General features: G+C 64.6%; 17 protein-coding genes. 15 read left to right on the top strand and 2 right to left on the bottom strand.

The annotated features are described in order from the left end of the window. Window positions 1-40: 40 nt before the first annotated feature. Window positions 41-901: a 23S rRNA (adenine(2030)-N(6))-methyltransferase RlmJ gene (locus IVA93_RS05120; protein WP_018453496.1), complete on the top strand. Its 861-nt coding sequence runs from the start codon at window positions 41-43 to the stop codon at window positions 899-901. A 250-nt stretch (window positions 902-1,151) separates the two neighbouring features. Further along, complete coding sequence (locus tag IVA93_RS05115; RefSeq protein ID WP_007614865.1) at window positions 1,152-1,367, top strand: cold-shock protein; 216 nt, start codon at window positions 1,152-1,154, stop codon at window positions 1,365-1,367. 71 nt (window positions 1,368-1,438) lie between these two features. On the opposite strand, the gene IVA93_RS05110 is transcribed toward IVA93_RS05115, so the two are convergent. After that, a complete protein-coding gene (locus tag IVA93_RS05110; RefSeq protein ID WP_018453495.1) occupies window positions 1,439-2,062 on the bottom strand; it encodes an outer membrane protein in 624 nt (207 codons plus the stop codon). A gap of 249 nt (window positions 2,063-2,311) precedes the next feature. Here IVA93_RS05110 and uvrC point away from each other — a divergent pair, with 249 nt between their 5' ends. The 9 genes from uvrC to IVA93_RS05065 all read left to right on the top strand — a co-directional run bounded on the left by uvrC (window position 2,312) and on the right by IVA93_RS05065 (window position 11,093). Beyond that, window positions 2,312-4,381, top strand: coding sequence for an excinuclease ABC subunit UvrC (gene uvrC, locus IVA93_RS05105; RefSeq protein ID WP_018453494.1), 2,070 nt, complete (start codon window positions 2,312-2,314; stop codon window positions 4,379-4,381). 99 nt (window positions 4,382-4,480) lie between these two features. Next, a complete protein-coding gene (gene pgsA / locus IVA93_RS05100; RefSeq protein ID WP_007596859.1) occupies window positions 4,481-5,098 on the top strand; it encodes a CDP-diacylglycerol--glycerol-3-phosphate 3-phosphatidyltransferase in 618 nt (205 codons plus the stop codon). Beyond that, window positions 5,095-5,346 (top strand): molybdopterin converting factor subunit 1, encoded by a 252-nt coding sequence (moaD, locus tag IVA93_RS05095; protein ID WP_018453492.1) that lies wholly within the window; start codon window positions 5,095-5,097, stop codon window positions 5,344-5,346. The genes pgsA and moaD overlap by 4 nt, the downstream gene beginning before the upstream one ends. Window positions 5,347-5,349: 3 nt before the next feature. Continuing rightward, window positions 5,350-5,826 (top strand): molybdenum cofactor biosynthesis protein MoaE, encoded by a 477-nt coding sequence (locus IVA93_RS05090; protein ID WP_018453491.1) that lies wholly within the window; start codon window positions 5,350-5,352, stop codon window positions 5,824-5,826. Then, a complete protein-coding gene (gene prmB, locus IVA93_RS05085) occupies window positions 5,826-6,785 on the top strand; it encodes a 50S ribosomal protein L3 N(5)-glutamine methyltransferase (protein ID WP_018453490.1) in 960 nt (319 codons plus the stop codon). Before IVA93_RS05090 ends, prmB begins: the two co-directional genes overlap by 1 nt. Window positions 6,786-6,875: 90 nt before the next feature. After that, window positions 6,876-7,475, top strand: a complete 600-nt coding sequence (locus IVA93_RS05080; protein WP_018453489.1) for a hypothetical protein — start codon at window positions 6,876-6,878, stop codon at window positions 7,473-7,475. A 2-nt stretch (window positions 7,476-7,477) separates the two neighbouring features. Next, on the top strand, window positions 7,478-8,608 hold the full coding sequence (locus IVA93_RS05075; RefSeq protein ID WP_026232540.1) for a YihY/virulence factor BrkB family protein: 1,131 nt from the start codon (window positions 7,478-7,480) through the stop codon (window positions 8,606-8,608). Between the two features lie 142 nt (window positions 8,609-8,750). Beyond that, window positions 8,751-10,223 carry an EAL domain-containing protein gene (locus IVA93_RS05070; RefSeq protein WP_018453487.1) on the top strand — a complete coding sequence of 491 codons (1,473 nt, stop codon included), beginning with the start codon at window positions 8,751-8,753 and terminating at the stop codon, window positions 10,221-10,223. Window positions 10,224-10,238: 15 nt separating this feature from the next. After that, a complete protein-coding gene (locus IVA93_RS05065) occupies window positions 10,239-11,093 on the top strand; it encodes a TIGR01459 family HAD-type hydrolase (protein ID WP_018453486.1) in 855 nt (284 codons plus the stop codon). Between the two features lie 120 nt (window positions 11,094-11,213). On the opposite strand, the gene IVA93_RS05060 is transcribed toward IVA93_RS05065, so the two are convergent. Beyond that, window positions 11,214-11,609, bottom strand: coding sequence for a response regulator (locus tag IVA93_RS05060; protein WP_007596883.1), 396 nt, complete (start codon window positions 11,607-11,609; stop codon window positions 11,214-11,216). A gap of 228 nt (window positions 11,610-11,837) precedes the next feature. Here IVA93_RS05060 and IVA93_RS05055 point away from each other — a divergent pair, with 228 nt between their 5' ends. The 4 genes from IVA93_RS05055 to IVA93_RS05040 all read left to right on the top strand — a co-directional run bounded on the left by IVA93_RS05055 (window position 11,838) and on the right by IVA93_RS05040 (window position 17,494). Further along, complete coding sequence (locus IVA93_RS05055) at window positions 11,838-12,809, top strand: bifunctional riboflavin kinase/FAD synthetase (RefSeq protein ID WP_018453485.1); 972 nt, start codon at window positions 11,838-11,840, stop codon at window positions 12,807-12,809. A gap of 202 nt (window positions 12,810-13,011) precedes the next feature. After that, the gene (ileS, locus tag IVA93_RS05050) at window positions 13,012-16,020 is read left to right on the top strand and encodes an isoleucine--tRNA ligase (protein WP_247299163.1); all 3,009 of its coding nucleotides are present in this window, start codon (window positions 13,012-13,014) and stop codon (window positions 16,018-16,020) included. 156 nt (window positions 16,021-16,176) lie between these two features. Continuing rightward, window positions 16,177-16,671 (top strand): signal peptidase II, encoded by a 495-nt coding sequence (lspA, locus tag IVA93_RS05045; RefSeq protein WP_026232539.1) that lies wholly within the window; start codon window positions 16,177-16,179, stop codon window positions 16,669-16,671. A 97-nt stretch (window positions 16,672-16,768) separates the two neighbouring features. After that, the gene (locus IVA93_RS05040; protein WP_018453482.1) at window positions 16,769-17,494 is read left to right on the top strand and encodes a hypothetical protein; all 726 of its coding nucleotides are present in this window, start codon (window positions 16,769-16,771) and stop codon (window positions 17,492-17,494) included. Window positions 17,495-17,517 lie beyond the last annotated feature (23 nt).

The raw sequence follows: 17,517 nt of genomic DNA, 5'->3' as shown, positions 1-17,517 counted from the left end.
GCCTCTTTGCTCGGGCCGTCACGTGGCGTAGTGCTCTTGCATGAATTACCGCCACGCCTTCCATGCCGGCAACTTCGCCGATGTCATCAAGCACATCGTGCTGACGCGCATCATCACCTATCTCCAGGACAAGCCGGGTGCGTTCCGCGTCATCGACACCCATGCCGGCGCTGGCCTCTACGATCTCGAAAGCGACGAAGCGCGCCGGGGCGGCGAGTGGCTGACGGGCATTGCGCGGCTGATGCAGGCGCGGTTGTCGAACGACGCCATGGCGCTGACCAAGCCCTATCTCGACATCGTCCGCGCCTTCAATCCGAAGGGCGAGCTCAAGGCCTATCCGGGCTCGCCGCTGATCGCACGCGGCCTGCTGAGGCCGCAGGACCGCCTCTTGCTCTGCGAGCTCGAGCCGAAGGCGCGCAAGGCGCTGATCGGCGTACTGCGCCGCGACGAACAGGCCCGCGTGGTCGACCTCGACGGCTGGATGGCGCTGCCGGCTTTCGTGCCGCCGAAGGAACGGCGTGGGCTCGTTCTGATCGACCCGCCCTTCGAGGCAAAGGACGAGTTCGAAAAGCTCGCAGAGGCCTTCTCGGCGGCTTTCGCGAAATGGCCGACCGGTATCTATGTAATCTGGTATCCCGCCAAGAGCCGACGCGCCACCGACACGCTGGTGCAATCAGTGGCGCGGCTCGCAGCCGCAGCAAAACCGCCGGGAAAATGCCTGCGCCTCGAATTCAGCGTGGCGCCGCAAGCCGACGGCGCAGCCCTCACCTCCAGCGGGCTCTTGATCGTCAATCCCCCTTACACGCTGCACGGCGAACTCAAGACGATCCTGCCGGAGCTGGAAATGCCGCTCGGCCAGGGTGGCGCTGCCAGATTCCGGTTAGAGGTGCCGAGACCGTAACACTCCGGCATTCTTGGGAAAAATATGCAGGAGCGGTAGTCAATCTGCAGAGAACCGTATTATGCTGTTGCAGTGACTGGCTTTACGTTCCGCTTCCGCGAATGGTTGCGGCGGAGTGAAGGCCTAAGAAAGATCCAGTCGGACCGAATGGTCTGCCGAAGGATGGCCAGCTCCCGGGCTTCGTAAGGCCCGGTCATGTCGTGACGCGCGTCTGCGTCACGACGGAGGAGCAATGAGGGGGAGTTTCCCGATGGCCATGACGGGAACGGTCAAGTTTTTCAACGGTGAGCGCGGCTACGGATTCATCAAACCGGACGACGGGGGCCGCGACGTCTTCGTACATATTACTGCTGTGGAGCGGGCCGGACTGAAGGACCTTGCCGAAGGACAGCGTATTACTTTCGAAGTCGAACCGGACAAGAAGGGCAAGGGGCCGAAGGCGGTCGATTTGGTCATCCTTCCCTAGCGAGCCAAGCGTCAAAAAAATCCCGGCCGCAAGCGGCCGGGAGGTTGGTCCGGTATTTTCTTCTTTAGCTATCAGAAGTGATAGTTCACGCCTGCGCGCACAACGCTGGCGCTATAGCCGTTTGACACGCCCGTAATCGCGAACTGACTCGTCGAGAGATCGATATAGAGATATTCGAGCTTGGCGCTCCAGTTCGGCGCGAACATAACTTCCGCGCCGGCACCGATGGTCCAGCCGGCGCTGGTGTGCGACTCGGTCCAGCCGAACGTCTGCGCGCGCAGCTCGCCGAAGGCGAGGCCCGCCGTGCCGTAGAACAGCACGTTGCTGAAGGCGTAGCCGGCGCGGCCGCGCAGGGTTCCGAACCACGGATTGGAGAACTTCCACGGCGCGAAGGTGTCGTCGGCACCGGCGGCCTGGATGTCGCCCTCGACGCCGAACACCCATGGGCCGTTCTGGAAATTGTAGCCGGCCTGAACGCCGCCGACGAAGCCCGACGGTTTTGCGGGATTGTTGTTCACCGAACCCCATTCATAGCCAAGATTGCCACCGAGATACGGACCGGCCCAGCTATAGGCGTTGAGCGGCTGATTGACCGTGTAGGGCGCTCGCTGCCCGTAATTGAGATCGGCGGCCTCTGCCGAAGCCGTCCAGCCGACTGCAGCCAATGCGGCTGCGCCCACAACGAGCCTCTTCATCACACACTCCAACGCAACTCCCGTCACCGCTGCGATGCCCGCGTCGCCGCGCGAGGCAAAACCGCATGGTTACGGAACCACCATTTTTCGCGTAAGATTTATCGAGAGTTTTAAGTTAAAGGCCTGTTAAGCCGGGTTACTGCGCTGTTAACAGGCTTAAGCAAGCGTTACCGGGAACTGCGCCGCCATCCTGTGCGTGCCGCTCGGCCGGAACTTCAAATCGACACCCGCAGCGCTTAAATTCGCACCATGGTTCACGATTCCCCCGACAATCCGGACGACGCACGCGTACGCAAACCCGTGCGCGGCAACGCACCCGACGTCCCTCCCCAGGAAACGGAAGCCGCGCCGCCGGACCTCGATCCCGCCACTGCGAATGGCGACGACGAGGACGATGCGCGGCTGCCGGACATCCTGGAAGAGAGCGGCACCGTCGGCGAAGAGCCGCTGGCGACCGGCCACGAGGCGATCGAACGCGCGGTGCGCCTCGCCCCCACCTCGCCCGGCGTCTACCGCATGCTCAATGCGAATGCCGACGTGCTCTATGTCGGCAAGGCCAAGAACGTCAAAAAGCGCCTGTCGAACTATGCGCGCCAGAGTGCGCCGCAGCCGGCGCGCATCCTGCGCATGATCGCCGCCACGGTGACCGTGGAAATCATCTCGACCCACACCGAGACCGAAGCCCTGCTGCTGGAGGCCAACCTCATCAAGCAGCTTCGGCCGCGCTTCAACGTGCAGCTGCGCGACGACAAGTCGTTTCCCTATATCCTGATCACGGGCGACCATTGGGCGCCGCAGATCCTGAAGCATCGCGGCGCGCAGACGCGGCCGGGTCGCTATTTCGGCCCGTTCGCCTCCGCCGGCGCCGTCAACCGCACCATCACCGCACTTCAGCGCGCGTTCCTGATCCGCTCCTGCACGGATTCCTTCTTCGAGAGTCGCTCGCGGCCCTGCCTGCTCTACCAGATCCGCCGTTGCGCCGGCCCCTGCACCCGCGAGATCGACTTCCCCGGCTACACGACCCTGGTGCGCGAGGCGAGCGACTTCCTGTCCGGCAGGAGCCATGCGGTGAAGCAGGAGCTTGCCGCGGAGATGGAGAAGGCCTCCGGCGAGCTCGAATTCGAGAGCGCCGCGCTCTACCGCGACCGCCTCGCTGCGCTGTCCGCGATCCAGTCGCAGCAGGGCATCAATCCGCGCACGGTGGAAGAAGCCGACGTGTTCGCCATCCACCAGGAGGGCGGCTTCTCCTGCGTCGAGGTGTTCTTCTTCCGCACCGGGCAGAACTGGGGCAACCGCGCCTATTTCCCGCGCGCGGAGAAGACCTATACGCCGGAAGAGGTGCTCGGCTCCTTCCTCGCCCAGTTCTATGACGACAAGCCGCCGCCGAGGAATATCCTGCTCTCGCACGAGATCGAGGAGAGCGAGCTGCTCGCCAACGCGCTGTCGATCAAGGCCGGCCGCAAGGTCGAAGTGTCCATGCCGAAGCGCGGCGAGAAGAAGGAGCTCGTCACCCACGCGCTCACCAACGCGCGCGAGGCCCTGGGCCGCAAGCTCGCGGACACCGCGACGCAGAGCCGCCTGTTGGACGCCATGGCCACGACCCTGAGCCTGACGCATGCGCCGAAGCGGATCGAGGTCTACGACAACAGCCACATCCAGGGCACCAACGCAGTCGGCGCCATGATCGTCGCCGGCCCGGACGGTTTTGTGAAAAACCAGTACCGCAAGTTCAACATCAAGTCGGAGGGCCTGACGCCCGGCGACGATTACGGGATGATGCGCGAGGTGCTCGAACGCCGTTTCAAGCGCTTGATCAATCCACCCGAGGACAATGCGGCCAAAGCCAAGGACGACGACTTCCCGCAATGGCCCGATCTCGTGATCATCGATGGCGGCCGCGGCCAGCTCAACGCGGTCCGGGACATCTTTGCAAATCTCGGCCTGACCCAGGTGGCGCTGATGTCGGTGGCCAAGGGGCCGGACCGGGATGCCGGCCGCGAGACCCTGTTCATGCCGGAGCGCGAGGCGATCAAGCTGGAGCCGCGCGACCCCGTGCTCTATTTCATCCAGCGGCTGCGGGACGAGGCGCACCGTTTCGTCATCGGCTCGCACCGCAAGCTGCGCAAGAAGGACATCCGCGAGGCCGGCTTGCAGGAGATTCCTGGCATCGGTCCGTCACGCAAACGTGCCTTGCTGCATCATTTCGGAACCCTGAAGGAGATCGAACGGGCCTCGATCACCGATCTCGGTAAGGTTCCGGGGGTGAGCGCCGAGAGCGCCCGCAGGATTTTCGAGTATTTCCATCCCCAGCCGGGGTGAAATAAAAGGGGGGCCGCGGTCATATGGTCGTCGCATCCCGCACCCCATTTGGGGAGCGGAACGGTTGACCTTCAGGCTGCAGCGGTATTGGTAGGACGGATGAACATCGCCACGACACGAGGGACGACCAGCCGCGCGATGTCCCTCCCGAACATCCTGACCTACGGCCGGATCGCCGCGATCCCGGTCGTGGTCGGGTGCATCTACGCACAGTCGATCATGGACGGCCCGCTGTGGCTGCGCTGGGTCGCCGTCGCCATTTTTATCGCGGCTGCGGTCACCGATTACCTCGACGGCTATTACGCACGGATCTGGAATCAGCAATCGGCGTTCGGCCGCATGCTCGATCCGATCGCCGACAAGCTTCTGGTCGCCTCGTGCCTGCTGATGCTGGCCGCCGACGGCATCATTCACGGCTGGTCGCTGTGGGCCGCCATCGTGATCCTGTGCCGCGAGATCCTGGTCTCGGGCCTGCGCGAATATCTTGCCGCGCTGCGTGTCAGCGTGCCCGTGACCAAGCTTGCGAAATGGAAGACGACGGTTCAGCTCATCGCCATCGGCTTCCTGCTGGCTGGTCCGGCCGGCGATGAGGTCGTGCCCATGGTCTCGATGATCGGGCTGGCGCTGCTCTGGGCCTCGGCGATCCTCACCATGTACACCGGCTACGACTATTTCGGCGCGGGCATCCATCACCTCATCAAGGAGGATGAGGGATGAAGGTGAAGTACTTCGCCTGGGTGCGCGAGCGCATCGGCAAGGCCGAGGAGACGATCGAGCCGCCTGCGACCGTGCGCACCGTGGAAGAGCTGATCGCCTGGCTGTCCGGCCAAGGCGAAGCCTACGCCTATGCGTTCGAGAAGCCGAAGGTGATCCGCACCGCGATCGACCATGCCCACGTCAAGTCGGACGCCGCGATCGCGGGCGCTCGCGAGATCGCGTTCTTCCCGCCGATGACCGGCGGCTAGGCCATGCCCGTCACCACCTGCCCCGTCACCATCCGTATCCAGCAAGACGATTTCGACATCGCACGCGAGATCGCGGTGCTGACCGGGAACCGCACCGACATCGGTGCGGTCGTGAGTTTTTCCGGCATCTGCCGCAGCGACGAAGACAGCGCGAAGATCGCCGCGCTCTCGCTGGAGCATTATCCCGGCATGGCCGAGGAAGAGATCAGGCGCCATGCCGACGAGGCCATCTCGCGCTGGCCTCTCAGCGGCGTCACGGTGATCCATCGCGTCGGCCGTTTCATGCCCGGCCAGAACATCGTGCTGGTGCTGACCGCCTCGCAGCACCGCCAGGCAGCGTTCCAGGCAGCCGAGTTCCTGATGGATTATCTCAAGACCAACGCGCCGTTCTGGAAGAAGGAAGAGAGCGCCACCGGCACCGGCTGGGTCGAGGCCCAGGCCCGCGACGACGAAGCCGCCGCACGCTGGACCCGATCCTGATGGCAACAACATCCAAAAAGGCCGTGCGCGGCCACGCCGCGCCAAAGCTCGCGAAGGTGGGCCGCGGCGAGCTTCTCACGCTGATCGATTTCGTCCGCTATGCAGTGAGCCGCTTCAATGAGGCCAAGCTCGCCTTTGCCCATGGCACGCCCGATCCGGTCGCGGAAGCGGCTTTCCTGGTCTGTGAAGCCCTGCATCTGCATCCCGAGCAGTTCGAGATTTTTGCCAACGCGCGCGTCACGACCGCCGAGGGCAGGACCATCATCGATCTCGTTCATCAGCGCGTCACCACGCGCAAACCGGCCGCGTATCTCGTCAACAAGATCTACATGCGCGGCCTGCCGTTTTATGTCGACGAGCGCGTCATCGTTCCGCGCTCCTTCATCGGTGAACTCTTGGAGTCGCATTTCGGCGGCGACGGCGAAGCCGGCTCGCTGATCGACGATTCCAGCGCCGTCGAGCGCGTGCTCGATCTCTGCACGGGATCGGGATGCCTCGCGATCCTCGCCGCGCATCATTTCCCGAACGCCACGATCGATGCCGTCGATATCTCGAAGGGCGCGATCGACGTCGCCAGACGAAATGTCGGCGAATACGGGCTCGATGGCCGGATCAGCCTGCATCGCGGCGACCTGTTCGCCCCACTCGGTAACACCAAATACGACCTGATCATCACCAACCCGCCTTATGTCGACGCCGAAGGCATGGCGGCGCTGCCGCCCGAGTGCCGGGCCGAGCCGAAGCTCGCCTTCGACGGCGGCGCCGACGGTCTCGATGTGGTGCGCCGGATCCTGCGCGATGCGCCCGGCCATTTGACGCCGCATGGCGGGCTGATCTGCGAGATCGGCCGCGGCCGCGAATTGGTTGACGAGGCCTTTCCTGAATTGCCGCTGCTCTGGCTCGACACCGAGGACTCCGAGGGCGAAGTGTTCTGGATCGCGGCAGCCGATCTCGGCTGATCCATCACGGCGGGCAGACCTCGTCGGAACAAGTCAAATACCGCCACGTTCATCCCCCGACGAATTTTCTCGCACTCGGAGGATAACTGCATGCTTGCGCCATCGGGCGAATTGCTGCGCGCCGGCGTCGCGCTCAAGCTCAACCATCTCAAGCGCGCCGCCCAGTCCTATGCCCGCGACCGGAGCAACCAGGCCACAGGGCGCATGACGTCGTACGCGGCTGCGGCCGGACTGCTCGCGGTTGCGGGCTTGTTCGTCGTCGCAGCCTTCTTCGTCGGCCTGATCGCCCTGTACCGCTGGATTGCAATCCATTACGGGCAATTCTGGGGGTTCGGCGCCGTCGGCGCTGTGCTCCTGGTCCTGGCCGCCGCCTGCGCCGGCGTGGCCATGGCCCAGATGAAGCGCAAGACCAAGCCGATCGTGCCGCTCGCCAGCCGCCTACGGGTGGCTATCGCCACCCCGCGCATCCCGCGCGGAACGGTGAAGGAGGCGGTGAAAGAGGTCGCGACGACAATTCCCCTGGCGCCGCTCGCGCCGGGCGAACGAGGACATGAGTCAGGACATGGCGGCAGCACGTGGCCGGCTCGGTCCAACCGGCCCGTGCAACTCGGGCTGATGCTCGCGGCCGTTGGGCTGGTCGGGATCACGGCCGCGCGCAGGCGGCGTCACGGCCACGGAGCGGATACCTGAAAATGCGTATGCGGCGCGCCGAGCAATTCGACAGCTGGCTGTTAGTCGCAGCCACGACCGTGTTCGTGCTCACCGCGGAACGGTATTTCCAGGATTCTGGCCTGATCCGGCCGGGACCTCCGCAAGACCACCGCAACGGCGAGGCGAATTCGCCGGAAACGAGCCCGACGGGCGCAGCCTCGCAGCCCGGCCGCGGCCGCCGCGCGAAAAGCCCGTTCGCGATCCCGTGGGCAGGCTGGAAGGACATCCTCTGGCGCACCTATCAGCGCATCGACGAGGATCGCCTGCTCGCGACCGCCGGCGGCGTCGTCTTTTTCGGACTGCTCGCGATCTTTCCCGCTATCACGGCGCTGGTTTCATTCTATGGCCTGTTCGCCGATCCCTCGACGATCAGTTCCAACCTGCAATCGCTCGCGATGATGCTGCCCGAGGGCGCGTTCCAGATCGTCGAGGACCAGGTGGCGCGCGTCGTGTCGAACGGCGGCGCGACCCTTGGTTTCACTTTCCTGTTTGGACTCGTGCTCGCGATCTGGAGCGCCAATGCCGGCGTCAAAGCCATCTTCGACGCCCTCAACGTCGCCTATGAGGAGCGTGAAAAGCGCAGCTTCATCCGGCTGAACACGGTCTCGCTGGCTTTCACGGTCGGTGGCATCGTTGCCCTGCTGCTGATGGTGGGCGCCGTCGTCGCCTTCCCGCTCGCGCTCAACCACCTCGGCATGGCGCCCGAAAGCAAGCTGATCGTGGCGCTGGCGCGATGGCCGGTGCTGTTCGTCATTCTCCTTGCGGCGCTCGCCGTCCTCTACCGCTTCGCGCCCAGCCGCGACGCCCCGCGCTGGCAATGGCTGAGCCCCGGCGCTGTGACGGCCGCGATCCTCTGGATCGCCGGCTCGGCGCTGCTGTCCTGGTATCTGTCCGAATTCGCAAATTACAACGCGACCTACGGCTCGCTCGGCGCTGCGATCGGCTTGATGATGTGGATGTGGATGTCGGCCATCGTCATCATGTTCGGGGCTGAGCTGAATTCGGAGATCGAACGGCAGACCTTGCGCGACACGACCACCGGGCCGCCCAAGCCGCTAGGCACCCGCGAGGCCGTCTCGGCCGACACGGTCGGCGCCGCGGCGCCGTCCTGACTCTGCGATTGGGCCGCTATCCCCTCGAATCAACAATGATGTTAAGGTCATGCCGCTTGGGGGAGCATGCGGCGTGACGGGTTCGAAACGCCACCCGTGTTTTCCCGGTCAGGCAGTCAGCTCTTGAGGCGTAACGCGCGGCATGATTCGTATTTCGACGATCTTCATCGCGATCTGCATGGTTCTGGTCGCCGCCTCGCTCGGGCTCCTGCTCTACGCGGTCGCCGGCATCAGCGGAACCGAATCCGCGATCGTGGCGCTGACGGCGCTGACCTTCCTGATCCTCTACAATGCAGTGTCGATGCGACTGCGCGACCGCAGCGACGTCGGCGGCCAGATCGCCGATCTTTCGCGCGGCACCGCCGACCTCGCCCGTCAGGTCGCCGAATTCGGCCGCCGGCTCGCCACGATCGAAGCACGCATCGCCTCTTCCAATTCGGCCAACTCCGACCGCATCCAGTCGGTGGTCGGCGAGATCAACGAACTCGGCGGACTGGTCAGGCAACTCGCCACCACCGTGTCGGCCCATGAGGATCTGATGGCCGGCAACGCGCCAGTGTCGGCCCCCGCGCCGGTCGCAAGGCAGGAGCCGGACGCGCCGCTCGACCTGATGGCCACGTTCGAGGAGGAACGGCCGGCTGCCCCGGCGCCCGCGCCGCCGCCAATGCGGCCGGCAGCACCGGCGATCCAGACCCAGACCGCCAATCCGGTTCAGACCGCCAACGGCCGCAACCAGACCCAATTGCTGGCGACGCTCCGCAACGCGATCGACGAGAACCGCATCGACATCTTCCTCCAGCCGATGGTGTCGCTGCCGCAGCGCAAGGTCCGGTTCTACGAGGCCGTGACGCGCCTGCGCGACGAGCGTGACCAGCTGGTCGCGGCCGAGGAGTTCATCAGCATCGCGGAGGCCTCCGGGTTGATCGGGCGCATCGACAACATGGTCATGCTGCGCTGCGTGCAGGTGCTGCGGCGCCTGATGGTACGCAACAAGGAAGTCGGCGTGTTCTGCAACGTCGCGGCTTCCACGCTCGGCAATTCCACGACCTTCGCGCAATACCTCGATTTCCTCGAAGCCAATCGGGCGCTGGCGCCCTCGCTGGTGCTGGAATTCAAGCAATCCACCTTCCGCAATCTCGGCCCGGCCGAAACCGAGAATCTCGCGGCGCTCGCCCAGCGCGGCTTCCGTTTCTCGATCGACCATGTCACCGATTTGCGCATCGAACCGCGCGAGCTCGCCGATCGCGGCGTGCGCTTCATCAAGGTGCCGGCCTCGCTCCTGCTCGACCCCAGGCAGGCTTCGGCCTCGGACATCCACCCGTCCGATCTCTCCGACCTGCTCGGCCGCTTCGGCATCGATCTGATCGCCGAGCGAATCGAGGGCGAGCGCGCCGTGATCGACCTGCTCGATTATGACGTGCGGTTCGGCCAGGGGTTCCTGTTCGCGCCGCCCCGGCCATTGCGGCCGGAGGGGTCATCTGCTACCGCCGCGCCGAACCAGGCACAGGACATTCAGGGATCCAATGGCTCCGGCATATCCAGCTCAGGCGCGACGTCGGCTGCGTCTGCGCCACAGCGCGTCACCGGCAACGCCGCGCTCGCGCGACGTATCTGATCGGCCGCACGCATCATGACCACACTGCATTTCGCCGAAAGCCTGCGTGAACTCGTGGCGGGCGTGGACGTCGTGCTCAGCGACATCTGGGGCGTGGTCCATAACGGTCTTGAATCCTTCCCCGAAGCCTGCGAGGCGCTGCACACCTACCGCAGCCGCGGCGGTACGGTCATCCTGATCACCAACGCGCCGCGCCCGGCCGACTCCGTGCAGCGGCAATTGCGCAAGCTCGGCGTCGCCGACGAGACCTATGACGCGATCGTGTCTTCAGGCGACCTGACGCGGCTCTATGTCGCCGACCATCCCGGCCGCAAGATGTTCTGGCTCGGCCCCGAGCGCGACAACTCGATCTATCGCGGCCTCGATGCGGTGACCGCGCCGCTGGAAGAGGCGGATTACATCGTCTGCACCGGCCTCTATGACGACGAGACCGAGACGGCGGAAGACTATCGCGGCATGATGCTGAAGGCGCGCGAGCGCAAGCTGACGCTGGTTTGTGCCAACCCCGACATCGTGGTGGAACGCGGCGACCGCCTGATCTATTGCGCCGGCGCGATCGCGGAGCTCTATCGCGAGCTCGGCGGCGAGGTGATCTTCTACGGCAAGCCGCACCGGCCGATCTACGAGCGCGCGATGGCGCTCGCCGGCGAACGCCAAGGCCACCAGATCGACCGCAAAAAGGTGCTCGCGATCGGCGATTCCGTCCGGACCGACCTCACCGGCGCGCGCGAGTTCGGCATCGATTGCCTGTTCGTGACCCGCGGCATCCATGCCGAGGAGTTCGAGGGTCTCGACCAGCTCGACCCGGCGTCGGTGCTGGAATTGTTCGGCCATCCCCCGAAGGCGCTGATGCGCGAACTGAAGTGGTAGCGAGTTGATCGTCATTCCCGGTTGATGTGGGGCGTCGATTCCGGAACGACGAACCCGACGCAGAAAGCCCGGGACAATCGCCCGGGCTTTCCGAATTCAACTGATGGCTTCGATCGCGCCTTACGCGCTCGCCATGTCCGGGAAGACCGCCTCGATCTTGGTCTTCAGCGTCGCCGCGTTGAACGGCTTGACGATGTAGTTGTTCACGCCGGCCTTCTTGGCCGCGATCACGTTCTCGGTCTTTGATTCGGCCGTGATCATGATGAAGGGCGTGGTGGCGAGGTTCGGATCCGCGCGCACTTCGCGCAGCAGGTCGTAACCCGTCATCGGCTCCATGTTCCAGTCGGAAATCACGAGCCCGTACTTCTTGCCACGCATCTTGTTCAGCGCTGCCGAACCGTCGCTTGCATCATCGATATTCTCGAAGCCAAGCTGCTTCAGGAGGTTCCTGATGATACGGATCATGGTGCTGTAGTCGTCAACCACCAGAACCGACATCGACAAATCAACCGCCATCTCGACTCCCCCAACGCAAACCCAGGAAATATTACGATCGGACCTGCCGGGCCGGAGCCCCGCGGTTCCACGCCCAAGGACTAGCACCAAGGCGTTAAACAGCGCGTTAACTGGGAACGCCCCCGGTGGACTGAAATCGCACTCGATGCGGCCGCCCCCTCCTGCTTGACTTCATCCGGCCCGTCGCGCCACGGTCCCGGCCGGTCCCGCCGGTTCGAGATTCCCCTGATGGCCCCGCATTTTACCGTTATCCGCGACACCACGCCGGACTCCGCCATTGCAAGGGGTGCCGTGGTCGCCATGGGCAATTTCGACGGCGTTCATCTCGGCCATCGCGCCGTAATCGCTGCGGCGCTGGAAATGGGCCGGCTACATGGCCGCCCTGCGCTGGCATTGACCTTCGAGCCGCATCCGCGCCGGTTTTTCAGCCCCAACACCCCGCAATTCCGCCTGACGGACGAGCGTGCCAAGCTGCGGCTTCTGGCCGGCACCGGACTTGACGGCGCCGTGGTCATGACCTTCGACAAGTCCCGCGCCGGGACCAGCGCGCAAGACTTCATTCACCACGACCTGATCGGGCGCCTGGGCATCGGCGGAATCGCCGTCGGCTACGACTTCCACTTCGGCAAGGGTCGGGTCGGCTCGCCGAGCCTCCTCGTCAACGAGGCGCCCCGGCTCGGCATCGAGGTCGACGTGCAGCCGCATGTCGATATCGACGAGCGGCCGGTCTCGTCCAGCGCGATCCGAATCGCGCTCGCCGAAGGCCAACTCGACGAGGCCACGGCCATGCTCGGCGCGCCCTGGTTTATCACCGGCGAGGTCATCCACGGAGAGAAGCGCGGCCGCGACCTCGGTTATCCCACCGCCAATATCCGCCTTGATGCCAATTGCGGCCTCAAGCACGGCATCTATGCGGTGCGGGTCGGCCGCGGCGCGGAGCGGCTGGATGGGGTCGCAAGCTTCGGCCGCCGCCCGACGTTCGACAATGGTGCGCCGCTGCTGGAAATCTTCCTGTTCGACTTCAAGGGGGATCTCTACGGGCAGACGCTCGACTGCGCCTTTATCGGCTTCATCCGCGAGGAGCTGAAATTCGAGGGCCTGGATGCCCTGATCCGCCAGATGGACAACGATTCCGCCCGCGCCCGCGCCATGCTCGCCGCCGCCCCGGACGCGTTTCCGCGGCTTGGCGTCATCGATTGAGGCCGGAAACCGGCCCGCCGAACCTTTTGCGCTTCCCCCGCCCCCCTGCTATGGAGAGCCCATGTTTGCGCGGCGCATCATAGGGATTAGCGGCCCGGCTTCCGCCTGAGCCTTCGGCTCGGCGCAAGACCGGGATGTCGTCGTTTCACCCGCGATTCCGCATCGCCATCCGTTCCCGCGCCCTTCCGAGCCAGTCAGCCTCATGTCCGACAAGCCACAAAAGTCCCAAAAATCCGAAGCCAAAGACTATTCGAAAACCCTGTTCCTGCCGCAGACCGAATTCCCGATGCGGGCCGGCCTGCCGCAGCGCGAGCCGGAGCTGCTGAAATACTGGAACGACATCGGCCTTTACGACAAGCTCCGCCAGGAAGCCCAGGGCCGCGCCAAATTCGTGCTGCATGACGGCCCGCCCTACGCCAATGGCAACATCCATATCGGGCACGCGCTGAACAAGATCCTCAAGGACGTCGTGACCAAGAGCCAGCAGATGCTCGGCTTCGACTCCAACTACGTGCCCGGTTGGGACTGCCACGGCCTGCCGATCGAATGGAAGATCGAGGAAGAGAACTACCGTTCCAAGGGCAAGCAGAAGCCCGACTTCCGCGACTCCGCTGCGATGGTGGCGTTCCGCAAGGAATGCCGCGCCTATGCGACACACTGGATCAACGTGCAGCGCGAGGAATTCAAGCGGCTCGGCATCATCGGCGACTGGGATCATCCCTATCAGACGATGAGCTATCCCGCCGAAGCGCAGATCGCCCGCGAGCTGATGAAGTTCGCCGCCAACGGCACGCTGTATCGCGGCTCCAAGCCGGTGATGTGGAGCGTGGTCGAGAAGACCGCCCTCGCCGAGGCCGAGGTCGAGTACGAGGACTACACATCCGACATGGTATGGGTGAAGTTTCCCGTCACGTCCCCGGCACATGGTGCGCTCGCCAATGCATCGGTCGTGATCTGGACCACCACGCCCTGGACGCTGCCCGGCAATCGCGCGATCTCGTTCTCACCGAAGATCGCCTACGGCCTCTACAAGGTGACGGATGCGGCCGCGGACAATTGGGCGAAGACCGGCGATCTCCTGATCCTGGCCGATGCGCTTGCAGCAGAGGTGTTCAAGCAGGCGCGCGTCACGGCCTATGAGAAGCTGCGCGACATTCCCGGCGATACGCTGGACGCCGTGGAGTGCGCCCATCCCTTGCGCGGCCTCGATGGCGGTTACGCGTTTATCGTGCCGCTGCTCGCCGGCGAGCATGTCACCGACGATACCGGCACCGGTTTCGTGCACACCGCGCCGAGCCACGGCCGCGAGGATTTCGACGTCTGGATGGCCAATACCCGCGAGCTCGATGAGCGCGGCATCTCGACCGCGACCCCCTACACTGTCGACGAGAACGGCGCCTATACCGCGCAGGCCCCCGGCTTCACCGGCAAGCGCGTGCTCAACGACAAGGGCGAGAAGGGCGATGCCAATGAAGCCGTGATCAAGGCGTTGGTCGAGGCCGGCAAGCTGCTCGCGCGCGGCCGCCTCAAGCACCAGTACCCGCATTCCTGGCGATCGAAGAAGCCGGTGATCTTCCGCAACACGCCGCAATGGTTCATCGCGATGGACAAGGACATCAGCGAAGATGGCCACGCCAGGAAGGGCGATACGCTGCGGGCTCGCGCGCTGCATGCTATCTCGGTCACGCAATGGGTGCCGCCGTCAGGTGAGAACCGCATCAACGGCATGATCGCCAACCGTCCGGACTGGGTGATCTCGCGCCAGCGCGCCTGGGGCGTTCCCATCGCCGTTTTCGTGCGCGAGAACAGCGACGGCTCGGCCGAGATCCTGCAGGACGAGATCGTCAACCAGCGCATCACCGAGGCCTTCATGGAGGAAGGCGCCGACGCCTGGTACATGGAAGGCGCCCGCGAGCGCTTCCTTGGATCCCGCGCGAAGGAAGACTGGAAGAAGATCGACGACATCTGCGACGTCTGGTTCGATTCCGGCTCCACACATGCCTTCGTGCTCGAGGATCGCCAGAACTTCCCGCAGCTCGGCAACATCGTTCGCAAGGTCGACGGCGGCGACGACACCGTGATGTATCTCGAAGGCAGCGACCAGCATCGCGGCTGGTTTCATTCGTCGCTGCTGGAGAGCGCCGGCACGCGCGGCCGCGCGCCCTACGACATCGTGCTCACCCACGGCTTCACGCTCGACGAGAACGGCCGCAAGATGTCGAAGTCGATCGGCAACACCGTCGAGCCTCAGAAGGTGATCAAGGATTCGGGCGCGGATATCCTGCGCCTCTGGGTCTGCGCCACCGACTATGCCGACGACCAGCGCATCGGCCCGGAGATCCTGAAGAACACCATCGAGACCTATCGCAAGCTGCGCAACACCGTACGCTGGATGCTGGGAACGCTGGATCACTACAAGCCGGCCGACGCAGTCGCGCCCGCCGACATGCCCGAACTCGAACGGCTGATGCTGCACGAGCTCGCGGTCCGTGCTGCCGTCGTCCGCAAAGCCTATCAGGAGTTCGACTACAAGACCGTGGTCGCAACCTTGTCCGCGTTCCTGAACAGTGAGCTCTCCGCGTTCTATTTCGACATCCGCAAGGACACGCTGTATTGCGATCCGCCGTCCTCGCCGACGCGCAAGGCGGCGCTGACCACGATCGACCTGTTGTGCAGCTCGATCCTGAAATGGCTGGCGCCTATCCTCAGCTTCACCGCGGAGGAGGCCTGGCGGATGTACAGGCCCGACGCCGAGCCCTCGGTGCACCTGACGCAGTTTCCCGACGACCTCGAAAGCCTGCGCGACGACAAGCTCGCCGCGAAGTGGGAAGCGATCCGCAATGTCCGCCGCGTCGTCACCGGTGCGCTGGAGCTCGAACGCGCCGCCAAGAACATCGGCTCGTCGCTGGAGGCATCACCGGTCATCTATGTCGCCGACCGCGACATGCTTGCGACGCTGTTCGACACCGATCTCGCCGAGATCTGCATCACCTCGAACTACGAGGTGCGCGAGGGCGAGGTGCCGGCTTCCGCATTCCGTCTCGATGCCGTTCCAGGCGTCGCTGTCGTGGTGGAGAAGGCGGTCGGCACCAAATGCGCCCGTTCCTGGAAGATTTCGCCGACGGTGGGTGAAGACCCCGAATATCCCGACGTCACCCCGCGCGACGCCAAGGCGCTGCGCGAATGGAAGGCGCTGGGGGTCAGCATCTAGGTCTCACCGTCGTCCTGGCGAAAGCCAGGACCCATTCCACGGCCGCCAATTGCGACGAAGGCTGATGACCGCAAGTCTTTCAAACAACGACCGCCTCGGACTATGGGTCCTGGCTTTCGCCAGGACGACGACGGAGCGTGTTGTGGCCGACTGCCCATGACCCCGCTCCGCGCCGGCATCCTCGCGGCCCTGCTCACGCTCGTGGCCGACCAGGCTTCAAAGCTCTGGCTGCTGAACGTGTTCGACCTCGCCCGTCGCGGCGCGGTCGAGGTGACCCCGTTCTTCGACCTGGTGCTGGCCTGGAACATCGGCATCAGCTTCGGCTGGCTCCAGAACGACGGTCAGGCGGCGCAAATGGCGCTGATGGCCGTGAAGGTCGTCGCGGTGGTTGCGCTGGCGATCTGGATGGCCCGCTCGCACACCCTGCTGGCAACCATCGCGCTTGGCCTGATCATTGGCGGCGCCATCGGCAATGGGATCGATCGCCTCGCCTATGGCGCGGTGGTCGATTTCGCCCTGTTTCACATCAATATCGGCGAAAATACCTATAATTGGTACGTGTTCAACCTCGCGGACGTGGCCATCGTTGCTGGCGTGGCGGCGCTATTGTATGATTCCTTCCTGGGGGTACCCGCCGCAAAAGCGCCCTGATCCCGGCCGATACGGACCGGCAGGCGGAACCTTGCTTTTGCGAGGGATTATGCCGCGCGAGAGCGGCAAACTGCCACATTTTGGAACAGGTACAGTGATGCGCAGCTCGAAGACCAGCGGTTCGATGGTTGAAGACCCCCGGCAGGGGTTCTGGCGGGCGTTGAAATTGTCCGCTGTCGCGCTCGGCATCGGTCTCGTCATGTCGGCTGGCGTCGCTCGCGCCGGTGACGACGGCGAGGACGACGACGACATGACCTTCGAAGAGAAGCTCATCGACAATCTGATGTCGGGCATCGGCGCCAAGAGCATGGAGAAGAAGGGTATCGAATACCGCGAGCGGTCGCCGCTGGTGGTGCCGCCCAAGCTCGACCTGCCGCCGCCCGCCGGCGTTGAAGCCAAGAACGCGCCGAACTGGCCGAAGGACCCTGACGAGAGACGCCGCAAGGAGGCCATCGCGCAGCGGAAGAAGGCCGTCAAGGCCACGGAGAGCTGGCAGGCAGGCCGGGCGTTGTCGCCCGCCGAGATGGAGGTCGGCAGGACAGCCGCACCCGAGCGCACGAGCAATGATCCTATTCAGCCGGGCACCAACGGCAATCCGTCGCTCAGCCCGGCCCAGCTCGGTTTCTCCGGCGGTCTGTGGGGCATGATGTCGAACAACAAAGGCGAGGCCAAGCAATTCACGACCGAGCCGCCGCGCCAGTCGCTGGTCGAGCCGCCGCCGGGCTACCAGACACCGTCACCGAGCTATGCCTATGGCGCCGGAGAGGACAAGACCCGGCGGACCTATTTCGACATCATGTCCGGCAAGGACAAGGAACAATAGCGCTCCTGTCCCTTCGCGATATC

Source organism: Bradyrhizobium sp. 155, assembly GCF_023101105.1.
Classification (GTDB): Bacteria; Pseudomonadota; Alphaproteobacteria; order Rhizobiales; family Xanthobacteraceae; genus Bradyrhizobium; species Bradyrhizobium canariense_D.
This window is presented reverse-complemented; position numbering and strand designations above follow the sequence as displayed.